This window comes from Corynebacterium sp. HMSC069E04 (genome assembly GCF_001813175.1).
In the GTDB taxonomy this organism is placed as follows: domain Bacteria; phylum Actinomycetota; class Actinomycetes; order Mycobacteriales; family Mycobacteriaceae; genus Corynebacterium; species Corynebacterium aurimucosum.
Window position 1 is genome coordinate 19,585 of sequence record NZ_KV811642.1, and the last position, 25,332, is coordinate 44,916.

The 25,332-nt window shown below is 59.1% G+C and carries 23 protein-coding genes; 21 read left to right on the forward strand and 2 right to left on the reverse strand.

From position 1 onward, the window contains the following. The first annotated feature begins 44 nt into the window (after nucleotides 1–44). The 8 genes from pafA to HMPREF2896_RS03530 all read left to right on the forward strand — a co-directional run bounded on the left by pafA (nucleotide 45) and on the right by HMPREF2896_RS03530 (nucleotide 10,471). On the forward strand, nucleotides 45–1,427 hold the full coding sequence (pafA, locus tag HMPREF2896_RS03495; RefSeq protein WP_070717771.1) for a Pup--protein ligase: 1,383 nt from the start codon (nucleotides 45–47) through the stop codon (nucleotides 1,425–1,427). Nucleotides 1,428–1,458: 31 nt separating this feature from the next. Further along, nucleotides 1,459–2,502 carry a helix-turn-helix transcriptional regulator gene (locus tag HMPREF2896_RS03500; RefSeq protein ID WP_246823988.1) on the forward strand — a complete coding sequence of 348 codons (1,044 nt, stop codon included), beginning with the start codon at nucleotides 1,459–1,461 and terminating at the stop codon, nucleotides 2,500–2,502. Continuing rightward, the gene (locus HMPREF2896_RS03505; protein ID WP_070717774.1) at nucleotides 2,495–3,460 is read left to right on the forward strand and encodes a helix-turn-helix transcriptional regulator; all 966 of its coding nucleotides are present in this window, start codon (nucleotides 2,495–2,497) and stop codon (nucleotides 3,458–3,460) included. Before HMPREF2896_RS03500 ends, HMPREF2896_RS03505 begins: the two co-directional genes overlap by 8 nt. Before the next feature lie 83 nt (nucleotides 3,461–3,543). Next, nucleotides 3,544–3,807 carry a Sec-independent protein translocase subunit TatA gene (gene tatA / locus HMPREF2896_RS03510; protein WP_070446624.1) on the forward strand — a complete coding sequence of 88 codons (264 nt, stop codon included), beginning with the start codon at nucleotides 3,544–3,546 and terminating at the stop codon, nucleotides 3,805–3,807. 191 nt (nucleotides 3,808–3,998) lie between these two features. Beyond that, on the forward strand, nucleotides 3,999–4,988 hold the full coding sequence (gene tatC, locus HMPREF2896_RS03515; protein WP_070717777.1) for a twin-arginine translocase subunit TatC: 990 nt from the start codon (nucleotides 3,999–4,001) through the stop codon (nucleotides 4,986–4,988). A gap of 96 nt (nucleotides 4,989–5,084) precedes the next feature. Then, entirely contained in the window at nucleotides 5,085–7,898 is a 2,814-nt protein-coding gene (locus HMPREF2896_RS03520) for a DEAD/DEAH box helicase (RefSeq protein ID WP_070717780.1), read from the forward strand. Nucleotides 7,899–8,582: 684 nt separating this feature from the next. Then, on the forward strand, nucleotides 8,583–9,698 hold the full coding sequence (locus tag HMPREF2896_RS03525; RefSeq protein WP_070717784.1) for a M24 family metallopeptidase: 1,116 nt from the start codon (nucleotides 8,583–8,585) through the stop codon (nucleotides 9,696–9,698). Then, nucleotides 9,698–10,471, forward strand: coding sequence for an SDR family oxidoreductase (locus HMPREF2896_RS03530; RefSeq protein ID WP_070710625.1), 774 nt, complete (start codon nucleotides 9,698–9,700; stop codon nucleotides 10,469–10,471). Before HMPREF2896_RS03525 ends, HMPREF2896_RS03530 begins: the two co-directional genes overlap by 1 nt. Here HMPREF2896_RS03530 and HMPREF2896_RS03535 read toward each other — a convergent pair. Beyond that, the gene (locus tag HMPREF2896_RS03535; protein WP_070710626.1) at nucleotides 10,468–11,322 is read right to left on the reverse strand and encodes a cobalamin biosynthesis protein; all 855 of its coding nucleotides are present in this window, start codon (nucleotides 11,320–11,322) and stop codon (nucleotides 10,468–10,470) included. The two genes, HMPREF2896_RS03530 and HMPREF2896_RS03535, sit on opposite strands and share 4 nt — an antisense overlap. Before the next feature lie 70 nt (nucleotides 11,323–11,392). Here HMPREF2896_RS03535 and HMPREF2896_RS03540 point away from each other — a divergent pair, with 70 nt between their 5' ends. From HMPREF2896_RS03540 to musI, 9 genes are all read left to right on the forward strand, one after another. Next, nucleotides 11,393–11,974: an FxsA family protein gene (locus HMPREF2896_RS03540; RefSeq protein WP_070710627.1), complete on the forward strand. Its 582-nt coding sequence runs from the start codon at nucleotides 11,393–11,395 to the stop codon at nucleotides 11,972–11,974. Continuing rightward, a complete protein-coding gene (gene lnt, locus HMPREF2896_RS03545) occupies nucleotides 11,974–13,461 on the forward strand; it encodes an apolipoprotein N-acyltransferase (RefSeq protein WP_070717786.1) in 1,488 nt (495 codons plus the stop codon). Before HMPREF2896_RS03540 ends, lnt begins: the two co-directional genes overlap by 1 nt. Nucleotides 13,462–13,489: 28 nt before the next feature. Then, on the forward strand, nucleotides 13,490–14,365 hold the full coding sequence (locus HMPREF2896_RS03550) for a polyprenol monophosphomannose synthase (RefSeq protein ID WP_070643588.1): 876 nt from the start codon (nucleotides 13,490–13,492) through the stop codon (nucleotides 14,363–14,365). A gap of 205 nt (nucleotides 14,366–14,570) precedes the next feature. Next, complete coding sequence (locus HMPREF2896_RS03555) at nucleotides 14,571–15,701, forward strand: ABC transporter ATP-binding protein (RefSeq protein WP_070643590.1); 1,131 nt, start codon at nucleotides 14,571–14,573, stop codon at nucleotides 15,699–15,701. 81 nt (nucleotides 15,702–15,782) lie between these two features. Then, complete coding sequence (locus HMPREF2896_RS03560; RefSeq protein WP_070717790.1) at nucleotides 15,783–17,027, forward strand: DUF4032 domain-containing protein; 1,245 nt, start codon at nucleotides 15,783–15,785, stop codon at nucleotides 17,025–17,027. A 365-nt stretch (nucleotides 17,028–17,392) separates the two neighbouring features. Next, nucleotides 17,393–18,724, forward strand: a complete 1,332-nt coding sequence (locus tag HMPREF2896_RS03565) for an ABC transporter substrate-binding protein (protein ID WP_070511914.1) — start codon at nucleotides 17,393–17,395, stop codon at nucleotides 18,722–18,724. Nucleotides 18,725–18,912: 188 nt separating this feature from the next. After that, complete coding sequence (locus HMPREF2896_RS03570) at nucleotides 18,913–19,758, forward strand: carbohydrate ABC transporter permease (protein ID WP_070511918.1); 846 nt, start codon at nucleotides 18,913–18,915, stop codon at nucleotides 19,756–19,758. A gap of 3 nt (nucleotides 19,759–19,761) precedes the next feature. Next, the gene (locus tag HMPREF2896_RS03575) at nucleotides 19,762–20,676 is read left to right on the forward strand and encodes a carbohydrate ABC transporter permease (protein ID WP_070643599.1); all 915 of its coding nucleotides are present in this window, start codon (nucleotides 19,762–19,764) and stop codon (nucleotides 20,674–20,676) included. A gap of 24 nt (nucleotides 20,677–20,700) precedes the next feature. Beyond that, nucleotides 20,701–21,342, forward strand: coding sequence for an ABC transport system MusEFGK2I component MusI (gene musI, locus HMPREF2896_RS03580; RefSeq protein ID WP_070511924.1), 642 nt, complete (start codon nucleotides 20,701–20,703; stop codon nucleotides 21,340–21,342). 102 nt (nucleotides 21,343–21,444) lie between these two features. Here the strand turns inward: musI and HMPREF2896_RS03585 are convergent, their stop codons facing one another. After that, nucleotides 21,445–21,828, reverse strand: a complete 384-nt coding sequence (locus HMPREF2896_RS03585) for an RNA polymerase-binding protein RbpA (protein ID WP_010186588.1) — start codon at nucleotides 21,826–21,828, stop codon at nucleotides 21,445–21,447. Nucleotides 21,829–21,963: 135 nt separating this feature from the next. Here HMPREF2896_RS03585 and HMPREF2896_RS03590 point away from each other — a divergent pair, with 135 nt between their 5' ends. The 4 genes from HMPREF2896_RS03590 (at nucleotide 21,964) to HMPREF2896_RS03600 (ending at nucleotide 25,174) form a co-directional block, all read left to right on the forward strand. Next, on the forward strand, nucleotides 21,964–22,323 hold the full coding sequence (locus HMPREF2896_RS03590) for a hypothetical protein (RefSeq protein ID WP_070643601.1): 360 nt from the start codon (nucleotides 21,964–21,966) through the stop codon (nucleotides 22,321–22,323). Between the two features lie 3 nt (nucleotides 22,324–22,326). Next, on the forward strand, nucleotides 22,327–23,028 hold the full coding sequence (locus HMPREF2896_RS03595; RefSeq protein ID WP_070717793.1) for a YceI family protein: 702 nt from the start codon (nucleotides 22,327–22,329) through the stop codon (nucleotides 23,026–23,028). A 12-nt stretch (nucleotides 23,029–23,040) separates the two neighbouring features. Further along, nucleotides 23,041–23,205 carry a hypothetical protein gene (locus HMPREF2896_RS12810; protein WP_168163667.1) on the forward strand — a complete coding sequence of 55 codons (165 nt, stop codon included), beginning with the start codon at nucleotides 23,041–23,043 and terminating at the stop codon, nucleotides 23,203–23,205. Nucleotides 23,206–23,836: 631 nt separating this feature from the next. Continuing rightward, nucleotides 23,837–25,174, forward strand: a complete 1,338-nt coding sequence (locus HMPREF2896_RS03600; protein ID WP_070717794.1) for an MFS transporter — start codon at nucleotides 23,837–23,839, stop codon at nucleotides 25,172–25,174. Nucleotides 25,175–25,332 lie beyond the last annotated feature (158 nt).

Sequence of the window (25,332 nt, forward strand, 5' to 3'; positions counted from 1 at the left end):
TGGAGCAGCCCTCCGGTAGCGCCCCCGTTTATGCACGGCGGATTATGGGCATCGAAACCGAGTACGGCATCACTGCGAGCGCAAGCGATGGACAGCGGGTGATGTCCCCGGATGAGATCGCCCGCGTACTTTTCCGGCCCATCGTGTCGACGTACTCCTCCTCGAATATCTTTAGCCCCAACGCCTCCCGCCTCTACCTCGACGTCGGCTCCCACCCGGAGATCGCTACCGCCGAGTGCGATAGCCTGAGCCAGCTCATTGCCTATGAGCGCGCCGGCGATGCCATGGTCAACCGCATGGCCGTGCAGGCGGAGGAAGCCCTAGCGGACGAGGGGGAGAAGCGCGCCGTCTATCTGTTCAAGAACAACGTCGATTCTGCGGGCAATTCCTACGGCTGCCACGAGAACTACCTCATCGGCCGCCACGTGGTGCTCAAGGACCTCGGCAAAGCTCTCCTGCCATTCATGATCACCCGGCAGCTCATCTGTGGCGCGGGGATGATTAGACCTGCTAAGGGTGAGGAACCGGCGCGTTTCGTGCTCTCACAGCGTGCCGACCAAGTCTGGGAAGGTGTGTCCTCCGCGACGACTCGCTCGCGGCCCATCATCAATACCCGCGATGAACCACACGGGGATTCGAAGCGTTTCCGTCGCATGCACGTTATCGTCGGCGACTCCAATATGGCTGAGCCCACGATGGCCGTCAAAGTTGGCTCCACGCTGCTCATGCTGGAGATGCTGGAGGCCGGTTTTGAGGTGCCGAACCTCTCGGTTCTCGAACCTATTCAACACATCCGCGCCATCGCGCTCGACCCGACCGGTCGCACCCAGCTCCCGCTTGAGGGAGGCGGCAGCACCACCGCGCTCGCCATGCAGCAAGAGCTCTGTACCGCCGCTGAGCGTTGGCTGGAACACCGCGAGGACACAGGCACGCCAACGGCTGAGCTGGCCCGTGTCGTGGACTTGTGGAAGCGCACCCTTGCGGCCATCGACACTCAGGATTTCTCCGATGTTGACCGCGAGATCGACTGGGTCATCAAGCGCAGCCTGCTGGAGCGCTACCGCGAACGCTTAGGCGGGGATTGGGCGCATCCCAAGCTGGCACAGATTGACCTGACCTACCACGACATCCGTCCCGGCCGTGGCCTCTACAGCGTATTGGAGCAGCGCGGCATGGTGAAGCGATGGATCGACGATGCTGCAATCGATGCCGCCGTCGACACCGCCCCGCCAACCACCCGCGCCAAGCTGCGCGGGGAGTTTCTCGCTGTTGCCCGCGAGCTCGACGCCGCGGTAACGGTGGATTGGACGCGGATGAAGGTCAACCGCCCGGAGCCCATGACCGAGGAATTCTCCGATCCCTTCGTATCCGAAGATCCGCGCCTAGATGGGTTGTTAGACTACATGCGTTCGCACCCAGGCTCGTAGAGCCGTAGAGCTGATCAAGGAACCTGCCACTATGCCTTCAGCAGATCGCACTGCAGCCCGGACGCCGGTCAGAGACCGCGCTATCGAAAGGCTCACCAACCTCACCTTTGCGCTGCATGGCGCCGCGCACCAAGGCGGGGTTCCTGACCGCAGCGCAGCCTGGATTCGCAGCCACGTCGAGGGCTACCAGTCTCGCAGCGACGAGGCTTTTCAGAAACAACTTTCCCGCGACATTGTGACCCTGCAGCGCGCTGGTGTTCCGGTAGTGCATAGCAGTGGGGCAGAAGGTTCGCTGTACCGGCTCGATCCCGAAAGCTACCAGCTACCTCCCGTCGATTTCACGCCACAGGAGGCCATGGTGTTGGGCGTAGCCGGCGGCATTGGCACACCGGGAGGCTTAAGCGATTTCAGCTTGTCCGCGTGGACCAAGCTGGCTGCCTCGGGCGCCTCCCGCGATTTGAGCGGAGCGCCCGTCTACACCGCTGTCAACGACATGACCAGGCTGAGCCCGGAGCTCGTCACCGCGGTGATTACCGCCGTGCGTGCAGGGCTGCGCATATCCTTTGATTATTACGCTACGCCCTCTGCCGAAGCAGTTCGCCGCCACATGGATCCCTGGGGGCTGGTCAACCACCGAGATCGCGTCTACCTTGTCGGCTGGGACGTGGACCGCCAGGCACCTCGGACTTTCCGTGCCACCCGCGTGGACAACGTCAAGCGTTCGCGTCATGCAGCCACACACCTCGAGCCCACCGCACCACTGCAAGATCTCGTTGTGGAGGCACTAAACCGTGGCGATACCGTGGACGCTCTCCTTGACGTACCAGAGGGGCAAGCTGTCGAACTTGTCGACGCCGGACGCAGGCGCGAGGACAACCTCGTAGAACTCACCGCCGTGCGGCGGGATTGGCTGGTGCGCACGGCGGCCGGTTATGCCCCGGACGTGGTCGTGGTTGAACCGGCAGAAGTGCGTGCCGACATCATCACACTCTTAAGTATCGGCGGTACCGGTGCGATGGTGGCTGAGACCACGGGGACGACAAAGGCACCGACAGAGGAGGCCCACCGTGGCTGATCAACCTCGCAAGCTGCAATCGCTGGTTCGTTCCCTCAACCTCATCCCTTACCTGCGTAACCACCCGGGGTTGACCCCGATGGAGGCCGCGGAGGATTTGGGGATGACCCCGGTGGAGCTCAAGGACGCCATCGACCGGCTCTTCTGCTCCGGGGTGGGCCGCAATACCGAAGACCTCATCGACTTAAGCTTTAGCTACCGCGATGGCATCGAGATTTACAACGACCAAGGCCTCACCCAGGCACTGCGTCTGACCCCCACCGAGGCCGGTGCACTATTGCTCACCCTTGAGTCTTTAGAAGCGATGCCGGGGCTTGTCGACGTCTCCGCGGTCCATTCCGCCGCCGCCAAGCTGCGCGGAATCATGGATGTAAAGACCGCCGCCATCTATGACTCCCTGGCCACGATTGATCCCGAAGAATCGCAGGTACAAGCAGCACTAGCGGGGGCCGTCGACAAGCGCCAGCAAGTGCGTTTTACCTACTGGAGTATGTCCTCCAACCGGACCAGCGAGCGTACCGTGCATCCGGCCCGCATCTTCATCGTGGATGGCGAGCCCTACCTCGTGGCATGGGATGACTCAGTGGGGGACCACCGCACCTTCCGCCTCGACCGCATGAGTGATGTCGAGGTACTCGAAGCTTCCGCTACCCCGCACGTACGAGAGCTGGATTTCAACCCAGACTCACCCTTTGGTCTAGATCACACTCTTGTTGCGGAGCTGGAGATTAACCAAGAATTCACCTGGCTAGCAGAACACTACGACATCACTCTAGGCGAAACACTTGAAAATGGGTTCATAGCTGCGCAGATGCCCGTCGGATCCGAGACATGGTTTAGTCGTTTCGCCCTCGGGCAAGCTGACCGTTTGCGGGTCGTGGGGCCCCAGAAGCTTGTCGAGGCCATTTCGGAGCATAGAAATCGGGCGCTGGAGCGTTATACTCAACTGCCAGACTAAGAGCTCTCCTGCGTGCGCCCCGTGCAGCACTTCGTTGTGTGGAACCGTACGCTTTATCGACCTAGAAAGAAGGGGCACCCTCAATGACCGTGGGACCTTTGGAAATCGGCCTTGTCGTCCTCGTTATCGTGCTGTTGTTCGGCGCAAAGAAGCTGCCAGAGCTAGCTCGCTCTATGGGCCGGTCCATGCGCATCTTCAAGTCTGAAGTAAAAGAAATGAAGGAGGAGAACAACACTCCTGAGCAGCAGGCCCAGATTGCTGCTTCCAAGAAGAATGACGAAGACTTCTGGAATAGCCCGGAAATGCAGCCGCGTGCTTCTAAGCCGGCTGACGGAAACCAGAACTAATAATCTTTTCTCGGCAAGCAGGCCGCGCTCTGAGTTTTTCGGAGCACTAGGGCCTTGCCTGCCACCGTGGGCTTTTCTGTGGAGGTCTTGCTGTGAGTGCCGCGAGCACACCGTCTAATGCTGGTTCTAACGCGCGGAAACAAAAATGGGGCGCAAAGCTACGCCGCAAGCCCAAGAATCCGACGGGGGAGATGACCCTCGTCCAGCACCTCCAGGAGCTGCGCCGACGCATCGTCATTTCTCTCCTCGCTTTGGTGGTTGGAGCCATCATTGGTTTTATTTGGTACCAAAACGCCCCGTTTGGCACGTCACCGCTGGGCGAAATCCTGCGCGGTCCTTATTGTTCGCTTCCTGAGGAAAAGCGTGTTTCTTTCACCTCCGATGGTGAGTGCCGCCTGCTTGCCACCAGCCCGTTCGAAATGCTGTTATTGCGCCTCAAGGTCGGTGCGTTGGCTGGCGCCGTATTGTCCTCACCGGTCTGGCTCTACCAAATCTGGGCCTTCATCGTGCCTGGCCTCCACAAGAACGAACGCCGCTTTACCTTCTTGTTTGTCTCGACAGCGGTTCTGCTTTTCGTCCTCGGCGCGGTTCTTGCCTACGTCATCCTTTCCGTGGGCTTAGAGTTCCTCATGGGAATGGGCTCCGAATACCAGACTGCGGCACTGACGGGTGAGCGATACTTCTACTTCTTGCTAGCGTTGCTCCTGATTTTCGGCGTGAGCTTTGAGATCCCATTACTCGTGGTCTGCCTCAACCTCATTGGTGTATTGGAATATGACCACGTCAAGGACAAGCGTCGCATCATCATTGTCGCCATCATGATTTTCGCGGCGGTTGTCACACCGGGCCAAGAGCCCTTCTCAATGTTGGTCTTGGCCGGTGCCCTCGTAATCCTTGTCGAGATAGCCTTCCAATTCTGCCGCATCAACGATAAGCGCCAGAAGCGCGAGCGCCCTGACTGGCTTGACCTCGATGACGAAACTGCCTCGTCCTTGGATGAAGGCCCGGGTACCATAGGCGCACCAACTCCTGTATCTGCATCCACAAGCGTTTCCGCTTCTTCGCGGCCAGTATCTTCGAGGCCTGTATCCCCGGCTTCGACCGGTGAAGCTCGGGTGTCGAAGCCTCAACCAACGAACACGCAGCCCCCGCAGAGCGGCTTTTTCGACGACGTTCTGTAGACTTGTCGGCCTTCTTAGGGAACTTGTTCACGTTCCCGCTTGACACCAGGGACCGGCGTATTAGCAGGCGGTGTCTGACAGGTACCCTGGGGACTTATGACACTGACGCATCTGGACGAGTTCACCCAAGCACTTCCGTACTCACTGGATGATTTCCAAATCCAAGGATGCCAAGCCGTCGAAGCCGGCCACGGCGTTCTGGTCTGCGCGCCCACCGGCGCGGGTAAAACCGTGGTGGGTGAGTTCGCCGTGTCCTTGGCACTGCGCCAAGGGACCCGCTGTTTCTACACCACACCCATCAAGGCGCTGAGTAACCAGAAATACCACGACCTGGTTGACGCACACGGTGAGGATGCGGTCGGCCTGCTGACCGGTGATGTCTCCATCAACTCCTCCGCGGACATCCTCGTGATGACCACTGAGGTCCTGCGCAACATGATTTATGCGGGTTCAGGCGCACTGGACCGCTTGACCCACGTGGTGATGGATGAGATCCACTTCTTGGCCGACGCCTCACGCGGCGCAGTATGGGAAGAAGTCATCCTCAACCTGGAGGAGCACGTCTCCATCATTGGTCTATCCGCAACGGTATCCAACTCCGAGGAATTCGGCCGGTGGCTGACCACCGTACGTGGTGACACCAAGGTCATCGTCACCGAAAAACGCCCCGTACCGCTGGATCAGTGGATGATGGTCGGCCGCAAAATCTATCCGCTCTTCGAACCCGACTCAGGCGGACAGGTAAACACTGAACTGGCGCGGCGCATCCAACGCCTGGAGACCGGCGATACCGATAATGGCCGCGCAGACTATGCCCAGAACCGTGCGAGCTTCCGCGCCCGCGCCCGTCACAAAGGCGGCGGGCGCCACGACCGGCACAGTGATCGGCGCAGCGGCGCGCCCCGTGCGCAGGACCGCTACCGTCCGCTTGGCAGGCCGGAGGTGCTCAAAGAGCTGCAGGCCATGGAGATGCTGCCGGCGATTACCTTCATTTTTTCCCGCGCAGGCTGCGATGGTGCGCTGTATCAGTGTTTGCGCTCCCGCATGGTGTTGACCTCCCCGGAGGAGGCCACCGAGATTAAGGCCATCGTCGATAAAGGCGTGGAAGGCATCCCGGAAGAGGACCTCAAGGTCCTTGACTTCAAGCGTTGGCGCGAGGCACTCTCGCGCGGCTTTGCTGCTCACCACGCAGGCATGCTTCCGGCCTTTCGGCACATCGTGGAGGAGCTCTTCGTGAAAGGCCTAGTTCGGGCAGTCTTCGCCACCGAAACCCTTGCCCTAGGCATCAATATGCCGGCGCGCACCGTGGTGCTGGAGAAGCTAGTGAAGTTCAACGGCGAGGCACACGTGGACCTCACTCCCGGCCAGTACACGCAGCTCACCGGTCGAGCAGGCAGGCGTGGCATCGATACCCTGGGCAATGCCGTCGTGCAGTGGGCACCAGCTATGGATCCCACCGCGGTGGCTGGTCTTGCTTCGACACGTACATATCCGCTCATTTCTACTTTCGAACCTGGCTACAACATGGCCATTAACCTGCTGGGCATGCTCGGCTTTGATGACTCGCTGCGCCTGTTAGAAAAGTCTTTCGCCCAGTTCCAGGCGGATGGATCCGTTGTGGAGGAAACCCGCGAGATTGAGCGTGCCGAGCACCGCGTCCGCGAGCTTCGCACGCAGTTGGATGAGGCCGTGGATAATTTGGCTCCGCCGGTCACCGATGGCGAGGACCCAGCTGAGATCCTCATGGACTACATGCGGCTGCGCCGCGCACTAACTGAGGAGGAAAAGTCAGCACGGGCCTCCAAGAAGGAGGAGCGGCACAAGGAGGTCGCAGCGGTCCTTGCCCGGCTGCAGGTCGGTGAGGTCATCGCTATCGCCACGAAGAAGCGCCCAACGCTGGCCGTCGTCATTACCCCGGCAAACCAGACTGCTGATCCGCGCCCCTGGGTTACCACAGAGACGGGGTGGTCTGGTCGCATCGATTCGGCCGGTATTGATAATCCGCCAATCGTCGTCGGCCACATGAAGCTACCGCGCGCAGCACAAAAGAATCCGCGCCGTCATACCCGGTATGTGCAGGATGCCTTTAAGCGTGACTACTACAAGCGGCCGAAGAAGATGCGCACCGAGCCGCGCAATCGCCCCAACAAGAAGATCGCGCAGTTGCGCGATGCCCTCCGCGAACATCCGGTGCACCATTGGCCGGCGACCGACCGCGAGCAATTGGCCGGTGTGGCACAAAAGCTGGCGCGCCGCGAGAGAGAACTGGCGCGACTAGAGGCCAAGGTAGAGCGCGCCACAGATACGCTTGGCCGCACGTTTGAGCGCATCGTGGACCTGTTGGCAGAGATGGACTACGTGGAGTTCGAAGGCTATGGCGAGAACCGCGAACCGGTCATCACGGACGAAGGCGAGCGCTTGGCCAAGATCCATTCCGAATCCGACCTCCTGGTTGCACAATGCCTCAAGCGCGGTATCTGGAACGAGCTTGACCCGGCGGAGCTCGCTGGTGTGGCTTCGCTCTGTGTCTTCGAAAACCGCAAGGCCACCCGCGGCGAACCTGGCGCAGCAACCGACGAGATGGCGGACGCCATGAACGCAACCTGGCGCATCTACGGAGAGCTTGTTGCTGATGAGAAGCGCCATAACCTGCCGCAGACCCGTGAACCGGAACCTGCCTTTGCGCTCGCCATCCACCAGTGGACCGCGGGCGCCCCCTTGGCTTATTGCATGGCCGCGGCAAACGAATCCGGCGCGGAACTCACCCCCGGTGACTTTGTCCGCTGGTGTCGACAGGTCATCGACCTGCTCCAGCAGGTGGCCAAGACCGGCTACGAGGACGAGATTCGCCGAAATGCCCGGCGCGCCATTGACGCGATCCAGCGCGGCGTCGTCGCCATCGGCGCCTAGGCCTAGCGCCTGGTTTTCGGAGCCACCGCGAAGCAGTGCCGTGGCTGCCGCCGCGAGTGCTTGGCGGTGGGGCGCAACGAGTGCCACAGTGGCGAGCTTGAGGTTGCGCCCCAGCGGGTTAAGTATGAGGGCTTGCGTACCGATGACGGCGTCATCGACTACAGCTGGACCGCCCGAGTCACCTTTGACTGCCGGAATCGTGTTGAAAACAAATCCGGCGGGGGAGACAGTGGTGCGGAAGTCAATGGACCAGGTGCGGAAGAAGGGAAGGAGAAAAAGCCCACTGCGTTGCTGGGCACGGCGAGCTTTTCCGCCGTATCCCCAGGTGGTGACTGGGGCGCGGAATGGTGGGGTGCTTTTTGCAAGCCCAGGAAGGTCCCGGGGAGGGGCCGGCCGGTCTAGCAAGCACAGCGCCATGTCGGTCCCGTCAATCGTGCGCACGGCGGCCACGCGCCGCTTGAACCCGCCACTCACCTTGTAGTGTTCCCCTCTGTCAAGGCCGCTGCGGAAAAAGTGCGCGCAGGTCAGAACCAACCGGGTTGCCTGCTGGGTGCGGGGGCCTAAGGACGCATCGATGAGCACTCCCGAGCAATAGCTTGAGCGATTACGGATCTTGACGGCAGCGCGATGGGAATTCACGCCTCCCAGCTTAACCGGACGAAGGCGGGCGGTAGGCTAACTGTCATGACTGATTATGCGTCCCGACTGAGCCGCTCCCGCACTATCGCCGCTGCTAAGGGCATCGACATCCTGTTAGTGGGGACAGGTGCCGAATTCGCGTACCTCACCGGTTCGTGGGTTTCCTCCCACGAGCGCCTGACCTGCTTGGTTATCCGCCCCGATGCCGAACCGGTAATCGTCGCCCCCAACACCGACATTGAGTCGCTTCAGGGCGTTGCAGCCCACCTAGTGGGATGGAGCGATGGGAAGGATCCCTATGCGCTGGCTTTGGAAGGCGTGCGCCCCAATATCGTTGCCTTGGGCTCCTCGCTGACCGCCGATCACGTATTGCGTTTCCAGTCCGCAATTCGAAGCCAGCTAGATCCGTCCTCGCCGGATGTAGCGCACGTGGAATACCTTCTAGCTACTGAGGCACTGGCTGAGCTCTTTAGTCGCAAAGACCCAGACGAGGTGGCGGAGCTACGCGCTGCCGCGGCGGCTATCGATGCCGTGCACGCCGAGGTCCCGCGTCTTTTAGAACCGGGACGCACTGAGGCCGAGGTAGCGTCTGATTTGCGGGAACTCATTTTGCGCGAGCACCGAGAGGTGGACTTCATCATTGTTGGTTCCGGCCCAAACGGGGCGAACCCGCACTACGACTATGGGGACAGAGAACTTGGCGCGGGCGATCCCGTGGTGGTGGATATCGGAGGGACGCTGCCGTCCGGTTATCACTCTGACTGCACCCGCACCTATGTGGTGGGGGCAGCCCCCTCTGCGGCACCCGCCGATTTCCAGGAGGCCTACGCGGTGTTGGAAAAGGCCCAGGCTGCCGGACGAGCTGCCGCACGCCCGGGGGCGAGCGCCCAGGATATTGACCGCGCCACGCGCAAGGTGATCGATGATGCTGGGTGGGGCGAGTATTTCACGCACCGCACTGGGCACGGCATTGGCTTGTCCACGCACGAGGAGCCCTTCATCATGGAGGGAAATGAGCTGGAGCTTTCCCAGTCCATGGCCTTTTCTATTGAGCCGGGTATCTACGTGCCGGGTAAGTGGGGCATGCGTCTGGAAGACATCGTGGTGACCACTGAATCCGGGTGTGAGTCCCTGAACCAGGCACCGCGGGGGTTACGCTAATGAGACGCACTGGTGCGCTGTTGATTCTTGGCGGGCGCAGCGATATCGGCGGCGAGCTTGCGCGTCGGCTGTGCGCAGGCCGCCCAGTGGTACTTGCCGCACGGGGTGAGCACGGTATGGAGGAACTCACCACAGAGCTTCTCCGCAGAGGGGCGGTTTCCGTGCACACGCTATCTTTCGACGCTGCGGATGTCTCCTCCCACCGCGCGGTCATCGAACAAGCCTCAGCACTCGCGGGTGAGGACATTACAACAGCAGTCGTCGCCTTCGGAATCCTGGGTGATCAGGAACGCGCCGAGCACGACGAGGCCCACGCCTTCGACATAGCACTGGTGGACTATGCAGCACAGGTATCCATGCTCACCGTGCTCGCTGATGTCATGACCACGGGCCACATCGTGGCCTTTTCGTCCATTGCCGGCTGGCGTGCGCGCAGAGCCAACTATGTCTATGGCTCGACCAAGGCAGGCCTGGATGCTTTCTGCCAGGGTTTGGCGGATCGGCTGCAGGGCAGCGACCTAGCCCTGATCACCGCGCGCCCCGGGTTCGTCATCGGATCCATGACTGAGGGGATGAAACCCGCGCCCTTGTCGGTGACCCCAGACGTCGTGGCACAAGCTGTGGTGAAGGCCATCGAGTCCTCGTCGGGTACCGGGTCCCCGTCGGATTCACGGCCGGTCTCCCGCACGCTATGGATCCCTCGGAGGCTTCAGGTGTTGGCTTGGATCATGAAGCTGGTCCCACGGCCAATCTGGCGGCACATGCCGCGCTAGTGATGCCCGAGGGCGGGAGAGTTGAGGGCGGGAGAGTTAGCGTCAAAGATGAAGCCGCGCGGGGCAAGGACTCGCAAGACGACGTCAGCATCGCCTTCGGGCAAATCGTGGATGACCAAACCCCGCCACGGCGTTACTGAAATCGACGCGTCCAGCTGGGCGATGAGTCCTGCGTACTCCCCAGGCAGCACGCCATCCTGCAGGCCCGCACCCAGATCGACGCGGCCGGGCTCAGTGTGTTCGGTCAGCCAGCCGATGGGCAAGGTCGGCGCGGCAAAGGCAGCACGCGTCGGTGAGGGGAAGCCATCGATGGCTTCAGGGCGCTGAGCAGATAGCTCGAGCACGTAGTCGACGAGCTGAGAAATCGCATCGTCTAGTTCTAGGACCGGACCGGTAACCGCCCCCTCTCGGATGAGGCGCGCGGAGCTGGCGTCCTCGTCTTCTCCAGTGCTAGCACCGGATAGTTGGAGCCCAGCCGCCACACCGTGTGAGATGAGATCGCCCGCGCCACCATCGATACCAAAGACTGCATCCTGGTCGAGAGCGGCGGAGGCTCCTTCAGCTTCGGCCAGGACATCAGCAACGCGCTGCGCCACACGGCGTGCATGAAGGGAGAGGGGAGAGGCCAGCACGTGGGCGTCGGTGGTGGGCAGGGGGACGTCGCCAAGCACCTGCTCATCGCGGATGCCGCGCAGGCTGATGACGCTGTGCTCCTCAAGGTACACATGGCCATCGCCACATTCCCTGGCGGCCTGGCCTAGGGCAAGCCACTGCTCGGGGGTGACAACACCGCCGGCGGGATGGAAGCGCAAGGTATCGGATTCGGGATGCTTCGACTCGGGGAGGGACATGGTAGGTCAGTCTAATCGCTCCGGGAGGGTCTCCAGCGAACCGGCAGGTCCAGCAAGTATGGTGGGCTGCATGCCGTTTCTTCTGTTCATCGCGTACATCCTCCTCGAAACCCTGGCTTTCTGGGCAGTTGCCGAGTGGATTGGTGTGCTGTGGGCGCTGCTCGCTTTGGCGCTGACCATGCTCTTCGGTATGACGATAGCCAGCTGGGAAGTTCGCCGCATGATGGTCAGCCGCATCCGCCAAACCGAAGACGGAGTCTATGTAATGGAGGATCCCACTCCAGGTAAAACAGCCGGCAACGTCGGCCTGACTATGGTGGGCGGAATCCTGCTTTCGCTGCCCGGCTTCGTCTCCACGATCATCGGGGTTCTGCTCATTTTTGCGCCAACGCGTTCCATCATCCGCACGCTTCTTGCTGCGTCGATGTTCCGGAAAATCGAAGACATGGGCGTGCGCGTTTACGAGGCCTCACCCATGGCGCAGCACCGCGACTCCTATGGATCCTTTGGAAACTTCGGTGCGGGCGCTGCCGGCAGCGCCATGGGAAGCAGGGGACAAGCGGACCAAACGCACGAAGTCCTCGATGAAGATGAAATCCGCACATGGACCCAACACGTCAAGCCCGAAGACTTTGAGGACGGAAATAAATAGTGCTCGCTGTGTGTGCCCGGCTTGTCCTCGCAGCTCTTTCGGGCGCGGTCACGTATCTGTCGGTGGAGCCGCGCGGCTGGTGGGCTGCGGGAATCATTGGGGTGGCCATGTTGGTGGCTGCGTTATCTCCTTGGCGAAAGCCCCTGCATTTAGGGTGGGCGGCGCTCATCGCTGTGGTCCATAGCGCTGTCTTGTATCTATTCACCCTGCCGTGGATTGGTGAGCTCGTGGGCAACATGCCCTATATTGCGCTCGCTATCTTCCTGTCCTTGTACAGCATCCTCCTCGGCGTCGGCGGGGCAGCGTTGCTGCGCCTGAATTATGGCTTCGCACTTTTTCCCTTCTTTTATGTGGCGGTGGAAATGCTGCGCTCCTCCGTGCCCTTTGGAGGGTTTTCCTGGGTACGTCTGGCGTGGGGACAGATTGAAGGGCCGCTTGCCAACCTTGCCCCATGGGGTGGGCCTGCGCTCATTAGCTTTGCGGTCGTCTGCGTCGCCGCGGGTGTGGTGGGACTTGCGCGCGCACCACGGTTGGCCTGTGCCTTGCTGGCGGTGCCGCTTCTTGCAGGGCTCATCGCAGCGCAAGGCGTGAATCGACCTAAGCACACGACAGGCACGGTCACGGTAGCCGCCGTCCAGGGAAACGTCCCGCGGCTGGGCCTTGACTTTGCAGCGCAACGCCGCGCAGTGTTGGATAACCACGTCCGCGTCACTGAGCAGGCAGCCCAGGATGGCGCTGAGCCAGACATCGTCATTTGGCCTGAGAACTCCTCCGACATCAATCCTTTTGCCAACGAGGACGCACGGGCGCTTATCGACGGCGCCGCCCACGACATCGACGCCCCCATCTTGGTCGGAACTCTCACCCGAGATGAGGTCGGCGCGCGCAATACTATGCAGGTATTCAACCCGGACGGCTCGGTGGGGCAACACCACTACAAGAAGTACTTGCAGCCCTTTGGTGAGACGATGCCGATGCGCGATTTCTTTAGGAAGATCACTGATCTGGTAGACCTAGCGGGCGATATGAAGCCCGGTGACGGGTCAGGCGTGGTGACCATGGCCGGGACTGCAGTGGGCGTTGCTACGTGCTATGAGGTCAGCTTTGACCAGGCGTTCCGAACGGCAATCGATAACGGCGCACAGATTCTCACGACGCCGACAAATAACGCCACGTTCAGTGATTCTGACATGACCTACCAGCAGCTGGCCATGAGCCGCCTGCGCGCGATAGAAGCGGACCGAGCCGTGGTTGTGGCCGCCACATCTGGAGTCTCAGCCATCGTGCACCCCGATGGTTCAGTGAGCCAAGACAGCGGTATCTTTGAACCGGCTTATCTCGAAGAGGAACTTCCGCTGCGAGAAGGGCGTACATTTGCGGTGCGTTATGGTTCGCTCCTGCAGTGGCTCATGACTATTATTGGAACGGTCTGCGCGCTGCTTGCGATCTATTCCACCCGCTTGTCCGGAAGACGCAGCGCGTCTTAAAGCAGAAACCTAAAGGAGCAAGGAACTAGTGAGCTCGACCCACGAATCTACTCTGGTCATCATCCCCACCTACAACGAGATTGAGAACCTGCCGCTGATCACCGGCCGCGTGCGCAAGGCCACTCCCGAGGTTCACATCCTGATCGTGGACGATAATTCCCCGGATGGCACCGGAGAGGCCGCAGACAAGCTGGCCGCTGAGGATTCTCACCTGCACGTTCTACACCGTGAAGGCAAGGGCGGCCTTCTTGGCGCTTATATCGCCGGCTTCGAGTGGGGACTGGAGAAGGATTACCAGGTTCTGTGCGAAATGGACGCCGACGGCTCCCACGCGCCGGAGCAGCTCCACCTCTTGCTTGAGGAAATCGAGAAGGGCGCAGATCTGGTCATTGGCTCTCGCTACGTACCGGGCGGAGAGACAGTGAACTGGCCTGCCAACCGCGAGCTGCTTTCCCGCTTGGGCAACAAGTACATTTCGGTTGCCCTGGGTGCCGGAATCAATGACATGACTGCTGGCTACCGTGCTTTCCGGCGCGAGCTGCTTGAACACCTCGACTTTGAAGAGCTCTCCAACGCCGGATATATCTTCCAGGTGGACGTTGCCTTCCGCGCCATTAAGGATGGCTTCGATGTCCGCGAGGTTCCAATCACCTTTACCGAGCGCGAGCTTGGCGAATCCAAGCTGGACGGCTCCTTTGTCAAGGATTCCCTGCTCGAAGTAACCAAGTGGGGCGTGGCTCACCGCTCCGAGCAGATCAGCGATTTCACCTCGGAGGTTTCGAAGATCGGCTCCCGCACGGTCAAGGACCTGGAGCTTGGCCCGAAAGTCAACACGGCAAAGAATGCCGTGGCCGACTTTGTTTCCGAAGTCTCCAACCTGGTGAAAGGCACCCTCAAGCGTTAATTTGATGCTCATGGCGCCTCATACACGCGCGTGAGGAATAAGAACCAGCCCGGAAGCCCGTTATGGTTTCCGGGCTTTTGCCGTAGTTACCAGTACTAGTGCTAATGTCGTAAATAGCACTGTAGCTGGTGCGCAGTGATTTACTTCACTGTTTCTCACACTACGGATCGTTCGGCACGTACCTGTCGATGGAGGAGATTTTGCTATGGCAACCGTAACGTTCAAAGATGCATCCCTGACCTACCCGGGAGCAAAGGAACCCACCGTCAAGAAATTCAACCTGGAAATCGCTGATGGCGAGTTCCTCGTCCTCGTCGGCCCTTCCGGCTGTGGTAAATCCACCACACTGCGCATGCTGGCCGGTTTGGAAAACGTTACTGACGGTGCCATTTACATCGGAGACAAGGACGTCACCCACGTTGCACCGCGTGACCGTGACATCGCCATGGTTTTCCAGAACTATGCTCTCTACCCACACATGACCGTGCGCGAGAACATGGGCTTCGCACTGAAGATCGCCGGCAAGTCCCAAGACGAGATCAATAAGCGCGTCGACGAAGCAGCCGCTACCTTGGGCCTGACCGAATTCTTGGAGCGCAAGCCGAAGGCCCTGTCCGGTGGTCAGCGCCAGCGTGTGGCCATGGGCCGCGCCATTGTTCGTAACCCGCAGGTCTTCCTCATGGATGAGCCGCTGTCTAACCTCGATGCCAAGCTGCGTGTTCAGACGCGTACCCAGATTGCAGCCCTGCAGCGCAAGCTTGGAGTTACCACCGTCTACGTCACCCACGACCAGACGGAGGCCTTGACCATGGGTGACCGTATCGCGGTGCTGAAGGATGGCTACCTGCAGCAGGTTGGCGCGCCCCGCGAGCTTTATGACCGCCCCGCCAACGTCTTCGTCGCGGGCTTCATCGGCTCCCCAGCCATGAACTTGGGCACCTTCTCAGTCAAGGATGGTGACGCCACCTCTGGCCACGCTCGCATCGAGCTTTCCCCGGAAACCCTTGCCGCGATGACGCCCGAGGATAATGACCGCATCACCATCGGTTTCCGCCCGGAAGCACTGGAGATCATTCCGGAGGGCGAGTCCACAGATCTTTCCATCCCGATCAAGCTCGACTTCGTGGAGGAACTTGGTTCTGATTCCTTCCTCTACGGCAAGCTGGTGGGCGAGGGCGACCTTGGTTCCTCAAGCGAGGACGTCCCCGAGTCCGGCCAAATCGTCGTCCGCGCTGCGCCGAACACCGCGCCGGCCCCGGGCAGCATTTTCCACGCGCGCATCGTGGAGGGTGGCCAGCACAACTTCTCGGCGTCGACCGGCAAGCGCCTTCCTTAAGCCCCGTGCCGGCTGCCCCGCGGCACGTAATGAATAGGACAGTTTCAGCCATAGTCAGCAGAAAAGGTGGAGTGATTCACCATGAAAGAGTCCATGAGCATCACCTCGTCGACGTACGCGTCGGCACTGCTGACGCTGCCCTGGGACACACCCTTAGAGCAGTGGCCCGATGCTCTCATCGCCGCATTGCCCAGGGGTATTTCCCGGCATATCGTGCGGTTCGTGGGGATCAACCGTGGCATCGTCGCGGTCAAAGAAATTGGTGCGCGTACCGCCCACCACGAGTACAAGATGCTGCGTGAACTGCAGCGCCTTGGCGCCCCCAGTGTGCGCCCCGTAGCCGTGATCACCGGCCGCCATCCGGCAGAGGAAGACTACGGGGAACTCACCGCAGCTTTGGTAACCGAGCACTTGGAGTTCTCCCTGCCCTATCGCGAGATCTTCTCTCGGCACCTCACGGTCGTGGAAGCGGAGAAGCTCATCCGCGCCCTGTCCGTGCTGTTGGTGCGGATGCATCTGCTCAACTTCTACTGGGGCGATGTGTCACTGTCCAACACTCTCTTTCGGCGCGATGCTGAGACCTATTCCGCCTATCTTGTCGATGCCGAGACGGGCGAGTTCCAACCCAACCTCTCCGAATCACGCAGGCTTTACGACGTCGACATTGCCCGCGTCAACATCATCGGCGAGCTCATGGACCTACAGGCGGGTGAATGCTTGGATGGGTCTATCGATGTCATTACACTAGGCAGCCTTGTCGAGAGTTCCTATCTTGAGCTGTGGACAGAACTCACCGCTGAGGAGGCCGTGGATGCCAGTGAGTACTGGCGCGTCTCCGAGAGAATCGACCGCCTCAACCAACTGGGCTTTGATGTAGGGGAGCTCAAGGTAACCAAGGACGATTCTCGGCAGGTAGTACGAATCCGGCCCGTAGTGGTGGATCCGGGTCACTATCGTGCAGAGCTGTTGAGCTTAACTGGACTCAGCGTCGAAGAGCATCAAGCCCAACGCCTTCTGGGCTCCATCCAGGCCTACCAGGCCGTGGAATGTGGGCCTCACGTCGGCCTTACCCAGGCCGCGCACTTGTGGATGACGCATGAGTATGAGCCGACTATCGCTGCCGTGCCCGAAGAGATGCTAGACAAGCTTGAGCCGGCACAAATCTTCCACGAGATAGTCGATCACCGTTGGTTCCTCGCCCAGGAAAGGGGAGAGGCCGTCACGCTCGCGGAGGCCACGGCATCCTATCTGGCGTCTGTACTACCAGCCCGCCGTGCTGAGGCCCGGCTCCTCAACACGCCCCCGGCAGACGAAGACTTGTCATAACCTCTCGCGTGTCCCAACAACGCCCGCAATCTCAAATCCAACCAGACTTTTTCAACTGCTTTTTATATGTTTTTGTAAGTTTTAAGCCCGATTGCCCCATAAATGGGGAGGGTTTCCATGCCCGAATATGGATATGGTCACAATCGGGTGTTTTATGTCCGAATTCTTTTGAATATGTGGACTACCTCACTAAGATGGAGGGCAGGCTAACCAGTTCATAGTCGGACTGCGATCCGCTATGAAGCACTTGGTGGCGCTGGGAAGAAGCCTTCGTTACGGGAGGTCTCCCAGACACAACCGAATACGAGCCGGGTATCTATCCCTGGCCCACCATCCCGCTTTTCATCAAGAAAGATGAGGACCTCATGAAGCGTCTTACTCGCATCGCATCCATCAGCATGGCATCCATGCTCGCCGCCGCAAGTCTCGTCGCATGCTCAGGCTCCACCGACGAGGAAGGCGATGTTTACTTCCTGAACTTCAAGCCTGAACAGGACGCGGCATACCAGGAAATCGCAAAGGCCTACACTGAAGAAACCGGTGTCAAGGTCAAGGTCGTTACCGCCGCCTCCGGCTCTTATGAGCAGACCCTCAAGGCGGAAATCGGTAAGGATGAAGCCCCGACTCTCTTCCAGGTCAACGGACCTGCTGGCTTCATCACCTGGCAAGACTACATGGCGGATATGTCGGACACTGAGGTAGCTAAGCAGCTCACCGACGACATCCCACCGCTAACCACCGAGGACGGAGAGGTACGCGGCGTCCCGTTCGCCGTCGAAGGCTTCGGCATCATCTACAACGACGAGATCTTCGACAAGTACATCGCCACCTCCGGCGCGAAGATCAAGTCCACGGATGAAATCAAGAGCTACCAAAAGCTCAAGGAAGTCGCCGAGGATATGCAGGCAAAGAAGGACGAGCTCGGTATCGAGGGCGCCTTCGCCTCCACCTCACTGACCTCCGGTGAAGACTGGCGTTGGCAGACCCACTTGGCTAACGCTCCGATCTGGCAGGAGTACCAGGACAAGAACGTCGAGGACACCAACGATATCGAGTTCTCCTACAACAAGGAGTACAAGAATCTCTTCGACCTCTACCTTGATAACTCCACCGTAGAAAAGTCTCTTGCACCTTCTAAGACGGTGTCTGATTCCATGGCTGAGTTTGCGCAGGGTAAGGCCGCCATGGTTCAGAACGGTAACTGGGCATGGTCCCAGATTTCCGAGACCTCTGGCAACGTGGTCAAGGAAGACAAGATCAAGTTCTTGCCGATGTACATGGGTCTGCCAGACGAAGAAAAGTACGGCATCAACGTCGGCACCGAGAACTACTTGGGCGTGAACTCTGAGGCCTCTGAGGTCGACCAGCAAGCCACTAAGGACTTCGTGGATTGGCTGTTTACCTCTGATGCTGGCAAGGAGCACGTGGTGAAGGACCTGGGCTTCATCGCACCGTTCGAAAGCTACACCGCTGAAGACACCCCGAATGATCCCCTTGCTGAGCAGGTCGCGGAAGCTATCGCTAACGAGGATCTGACCACCTACCCGTGGAATTTCCAGTACTTCCCGTCGCAGCAATTCAAGGATGACTTCGGCCAGGCCTTGTCGCAATACGCCTCCGGAACGCTGAAGTGGGAGGACGTCGTCAAGCAGTTCAAGGACAACTGGGCTGCTGAGAAGGAATCCAACTGGGGCTAAATCTTTAAAGTCCCAATCCCCTCGCCAAACGTCTTCCGGCAATGGAGGGCGGGGAGGGGAGTAGGTGGGGATTGTGGCCCACGCCGGTAGCACGTGCGCGACTGGTTCTCCGCATCCTCAGCCTCCTCTCCTCGCCGCCTTCCCGCTAGGACACGTGTGGCACCACCAGAAATTAAGGTTTCACCACCATGCAAGCAACGCTGAAGAAGTACTTCCCAGTCTTTGTCTTGCCCACCCTTCTGGCATTCATGATTGCCTTCTTGGTGCCGTTCATCGTGGGTTTCTTCCTTTCCTTTACGAAGTTCACCACCATCACCAACGCCAAGTGGGTTGGCATCGACAACTACGCCAAAGCTTTCTCCCAACGCGAAGGTTTCGTTTCAGCCTTCGGTTTCACTGTCCTCGTGGTCATTGTCTCCGTGATCACCGTCAATGTCTTCGCCTTCCTCCTGGCGTGGATGCTGACCCGCAAACTTCGCGGTACCAATTTTTTCCGCACAGTCTTCTTCATGCCGAACCTCATCGGCGGCATCGTGCTGGGTTATACCTGGCAGACCATGATCAACGCCGTGCTCTCGCACTATTCCACAACGATTAGTGCGGACTGGAAGTTTGGCTACGCCGGCCTCATCATGCTGCTTAACTGGCAGCTGATCGGCTACATGATGATCATTTATATCGCCGGCCTCCAGAACGTCCCGCCCGAGCTCATCGAGGCTGCCGAGCTCGACGGTGTCAATAAGTGGGAGATGCTGCGCCACGTCACTATTCCGATGGTCATGCCGTCGATTACCATCTGCCTCTTCTTGACTTTGTCGAACTCCTTCAAGCTCTTCGACCAGAACTTGGCGCTGACCAATGGCGCTCCTGGCGGGCAAACTGAGATGGTGGCGCTCAACATCGTCAACACGCTCTTTAACCGTATGAATGTCGAGGGGGTCGGCCAGGCCAAGGCTGTCATCTTCGTCGTCGTTGTGGTCGTCATCGCTTACTTCCAGCTGCGCGCGACCCGCTCCAAGGAAATCGAGGCTTAAGTTATGACTACCAGCACTTCAGCGCAGGCCGTTCCGGCCTCGAAGAAGAAGGACCACCAGCTTCCCTCGGATAATAAGACTCGGATGTCTGGTGGCGCCAAGTTCGTGGTCTACGCCATTCTGGTGTTCTTCACCATCGTCTTCCTTGGGCCGATCCTCTTCATCTTCATCAACTCCTTTAAGTCCAAGTTCGCTATCTCCTCCGATCCTTTCTCGCTTCCCATCGGTGAAACGTGGGTCGGCTTCGAGAACTTCATGGTGGGCTTGACCAAGCAGGGATTCTTGGAAGCGACCTTGTGGTCCTTCATCATCACGATCCTGTCCGTCATCGTCATCGTGTTCTTCTCCGCGATGACCGCCTACTACATCACGCGCGTCAAGACGTGGTGGACAAACCTTCTGTACTACCTCTTCGTGGTCTCCATGATCATCCCCTTCCAGATGGTCATGTTCCCGACGGTCAAGATTGCAGACATGCTTCACCTCAACAACCCGATCGGTATCGTGGTGCTTTACCTCGGTTTCGGTTCCGGTCTGTCGGTGTTCATGTTTGCGGGCTTCGTCAAGTCCATCCCTCTGGATGTCGAGGAAGCCGCGATGATCGACGGTTGTGGGCCGATCCAAAACTACTTCCGTGTGGTGTGGCCCATGCTCAAGCCGACTGCCATTACCGTGGCCATTCTCAACGCCATGTGGGTGTGGAACGACTACCTGCTGCCGTACTTGGTCATCGGTCTGTCCACGCGATACAAGACCATCCCGGTGGTCATCCAGTCCTTCGTTGGCTCCAACGGTAACCGCGATATGGGTGCCATGATGGCCATGCTGGTACTGGCCATCATCCCCATCGTCATCTTCTACTTCTCCACGCAGAAGCACATCATCGAAGGTGTGGCTGCCGGTGCCGTGAAGGGTTAAACCGGTGCGATAGGTTAGAAAACCATGAATCGCATGCTCGGCCCCGAATCGAAGTTCTACGCTGCTCTGAGCCTCTTCGCTGACCTAGTCATCGTGAATGTTCTCTTGGTGATCACGTGCTTTCCCGTGTTCACCGGGGGAATGTCCTTGCGCACCGCCCATGCGGTGACCGGGCAGATGGTCCGGGAGGAAGGTTCTCGCCGCGGCTCAGCCTTCGTTCGGGGCCTTCTGACGCGTCCCGGGGTCAACACCGCATGGTGGTTGATTTGCCTCGCCGTCGCCGCCTTAGCCGCGTATGAATTCGCCATTATTGCCAAGGCAGATCTGGGTTCAATGGGCCTGATACTGCGTGCAGCCTTGATCTCGGGGCTTATCGTATTGGGCTGTGTCAGCGTATGGTTCTTCCATCTCGATGCGCCGGGGCTCGGATTCCGTCAAAGAAGCACACAGGCCATAATGAAGGCGGTAGGGCACCTACCGCGTACTCTATTGGCAGTATTGCCTGGCATAGTGCTTGTTCTGTATCCCGTCTTTTTCCCAGCGCAGTGGGGAGGCTACCTGTTCTTCCTCGCGGTGCTGGGCCCAGCTCTCGCGGTCTATCTCGCCGAGCTAGTGCTGCAATGGCCCGAACTCAATTCGCAATCACCCGATAGCTCTTCTTCCTAACGCGGTGCGCGCCAGCTGGCCTAAAGCCGAAAATAGGGTAGCGGTATCCACATCATCGTGGATCCGCTACCCTGTGGTCTTTGTGGGCTTCCTAGAAGCCCTCTAAGCTTCGCCTTCTTCCTGCGCCTTCTGTTCCTTGAGCAGACGGGCGGCCGCGCGGCGACGAGAACGAAGATTCTCAATGCGCTCGGTCAAAAGTTCATCCAACTCCTCAATGGAGCGGCGCTCGCGCAGCATGTCCCAGTGGGTCCGCGGTGGCTTCACGGGCTTGGACTCGACGCCTTCGCCTTCAACCAGGGTGCCGAGTTTTCCGTTCTTACACATCCACTCCTCGGGGATCTCCGCATCGTCAGCGAAGGGCACCTCATAGATGTCGCCGTCTTCGGTGCGGTACTTCACCATTTGGCGTGGGGCCAAGTCGTGGTCGCGGTCGGTTTCGTAACTCACTGCGCCCATGCGGCTGCCACGGAGTACGCGATCTGCCATGCAACATCATCCTTTTCACGTGTTGAGGTAGGGAAGTGATCAGGGTCGACCCATATCACCCAGAGAACAATCATTATAACGAACGGCCCACTGCCTTTGTTCCCACCCTCGGTTTAATGGGCTAAGGTGTGTGAGGTGATTGGTACACAGGATCCGCAGCCCGGAAAGCCAACAAGGCGCGGCTCGGCTACCTGCCAGTGGTGCGGCAAAGAGATCGCCCAGGGCGGCCGAGGAAGGCCTCGCAAGTTTTGCTCGCCCTCGTGCAAGCAACGCGCGTACGAACAGCGCCATAACGTCGCAGGGACGCCTATTCCAGCCAACGCTGTCATCTTGACTCCGGAGAAGGCCGACCGACTTCGTGACGGCCTCTTCGAGCTTCGATGCTGTGCCGAGGACGTCGCCACGGCGGCGTCGGAAAGCGCCAGCGCTGAAGAAATGGAAGAACTGTGTGCCGAACTGGTCACATTGGCTCGCAAGCTTGAGGAATTGAGATAGCACATGAAATCTGTACTAGGCAACCGCAAACTGATTGTCAGCATCTTCGTGATCCTGATTGTGGCCTCAACGGCACTGGCCCTTGGACCGCTAGCGTTCTCTTTGATCATGGGCCGTGGCGTCCAGACCGAGCCGATCAACGCGGATAAGGTCCAAGCCGCAACAACGGACATCGACGGCGAATGGCAGGTGGCGCAAGGTTCGGCACATAACCACACCTCAGCAGGGTTTACTATCGACGAAATCCTCCCGGCAGATAAGCGCACGACGTCTGGTTCCACCAAGCACGTCACCGGGCAGGCTACCATTCAGCACGGCATCGTCGAGAAGGCGCGCATCGCCGTGGACATGTCCTCCTTGACCACGGATAAAAAGGTGCGCGACCAAAACATGAAGACGAAGCTCTTTGAGGTCTCAAAGTATCCAGAATCCACCTTTACGTTGACCGAGCCGGCTGATGTCTCCGCCGTGCCTGACGACGGCTCACTGGTTACCATCCCACTCACAGGTGACCTCACCATCCACGGTCAAACCAAGAGCGTGACGCAGGACTTCCAGGTGGTTCGCGATGGTGGCACCATCATCCTGGGCGGCGATATTCCGGTTAACCGTCTCGACTACGGAATTGAGACTCCAGAGATGATCGCCGCACGAATCTCGGAAACCGGCGAGATCAATGTCCGCGTAACTTTTGAGAAGAAATAGCTACGGTTCCTTATGAAATCTCGCCATCTCATTCCAGTCCTGTGGATCCGGCTCGTCGTGCTCGCAGGCTTCAGCATCTTCATTTGGACCCAAGACATGAAGCTCCTCGCTGCCTTCTCAGTGCTACTCGTAGTCCTTACGGCGGTACAGCTGGTGATCGCCTACCGTCAGCGCTAAAACTCGCACTCGGTACAGCCACAGAGGAACATAGGCCAATTACGTAACTGTGACTATATTTGGGCGATAAGGGGACTCGGCCGCACGGCAAACAGGGGATGCAAATTGGGAACGTCACGAGCTGTCAGCGGTTAACCCCGTACGCGTACAGTGCATTGCTTGAGGCCAATAAAGAGCACGCAAATGGACTGCCCGGAAACTGACAAAAGCAGGAAGCCGCGCATCAGCAGAAAAGTGTCATGCCACAACAACAGCGCAATATAGGAACAGTAAGCATTCCAGAAACTGCAAGGCGGACGTCTCGACACCTAAGCACCGAACGGCGGCAAGATGGGGACAGCACACCCGTCACAGCGCCACAACAATCCACGGACACCGACACCTCACGGTCAAGGCCCGCACTGGACCCGGCCAGGTTTAGCTAAAAGACCACGCTTGGCCCACTGCTTTAAACATTGTCCGATAATGTACATTATGTCAGATAATCGACGTGCCCACTTCCCGCCCAATGCAAAAACTTACCCAAGAAAAATTTTTCACCCATTGAGACTTTTATTTCATTGCGTGGAACGGTAGTGTTTCCCTCACAACCAATCGACCTATCGAAATAATCAAGGAGGGCGCCTCTCACATGACCGCCGTCAGCACAACACCGCCAAACGCAGCGGCCCCAGCACAGCAGCTCACCAAACGTGACCGTGTGCGTGTGGCCGTGGCTTCAACTATTGGCACGACCATCGAGTTCTATGATTTCTACATTTATGCCACGGCAGCCGTAGCCGTCTTTCCTTTCCTCTTCTTCCCGAAGACTGAGGATCCGACCGTTGCCCTGCTGCAGTCCTTTGCAACCTTCGGCCTTGCCTTTATCGCTCGACCACTGGGCTCACTGCTCTTTGGGCACTTCGGCGATCGCATCGGCCGCAAAGCCACGCTCGTTGGCGCACTCCTGACGATGGGCATTGCCACCTTTATCATTGGTATCCTGCCTACCTACCAAACCGCAGGCATTATCGCGCCGGCCCTGCTGGCCCTGATGCGCTTCTGCCAAGGTTTGGGCCTGGGCGGCGAATGGTCCGGTGCAGCTTTGCTGGCCTCCGAGACCGCGAAGGAAGGTAAACGAGCTTTTGCCGCCATGTGGCCGCAGTTTGGCGCACCCTTCGGCTTCCTACTGGCCAATGGCTTCTTCCTGACGCTCGTAGCCACCATGGATTACTCGCGCGGCGATACCACCGGCACCTTCATGGAATGGGGCTGGCGCCTGCCCTTCCTCGCCTCTGCTGTGATGGTGCTCATCGGTCTCTACGTCCGCTTGCGCCTGGAAGAAACACCGGTTTTCCAGCAGGCCGTTGATGAAGGCAAGAAGGTCAAGACCCCTATGGTGGAGGCTTTCCGCACAGCATGGAAGCCGATGATCATTGGTACCTTCGTGATGGTCTCTTGCTACACCCTATTTTACCTGGTCACCACCTGGATCCTTTCCTACGGTATTGGCGATAAGACCAAGGAGCTGGGTTTGGGCATCCCCTACCTGGAGTTCCTGGAGATCCAACTGATCTCTATCTTCATGTTCATCATCGGCATTCCGGTGTCCTCCATGCTCTCGGACAAGTACGGACGCAAGCCGATCTTGACCATAACCTCGCTTATCATGATTGCCTTCGGCTTCAGCTTCCCGTACTTCTTGGGCATTGCGCACGCTGACCGCAACTCCGTCCTTGGGTTCCTGGTCGTTGGCATGTTCATCATGGGCCTCATCTTCGGCCCTATGTCCGCCGTTCTCCCAGAGCTCTTCCCCACCAACGTGCGCTACACCGGCTCCGGCATCGCGTACAACGTGTCCTCTATCCTCGGCGCCGCCGTGGCCCCGTTCATCGCAACGTGGCTCGTAAGCACATACAACGTGAGCTACGTGGGCTACTACCTGGTTATCGTTTGCTTCATCTCCCTCATCGCCATCCTCATGATGTAGGAGCTAAAGGATCAGGACCTGTCCCAGGTTTAGGTCTTTAAATACAAACATCTCCCCGACTCTTTCTGGTCTGAAGCACCAAGGTCGGGGAGATTTTTATTGCGGCGTTGCGGGCTCTACTCACGTCACGCTTCACCTGACACCGCCTGCGGGCGCCA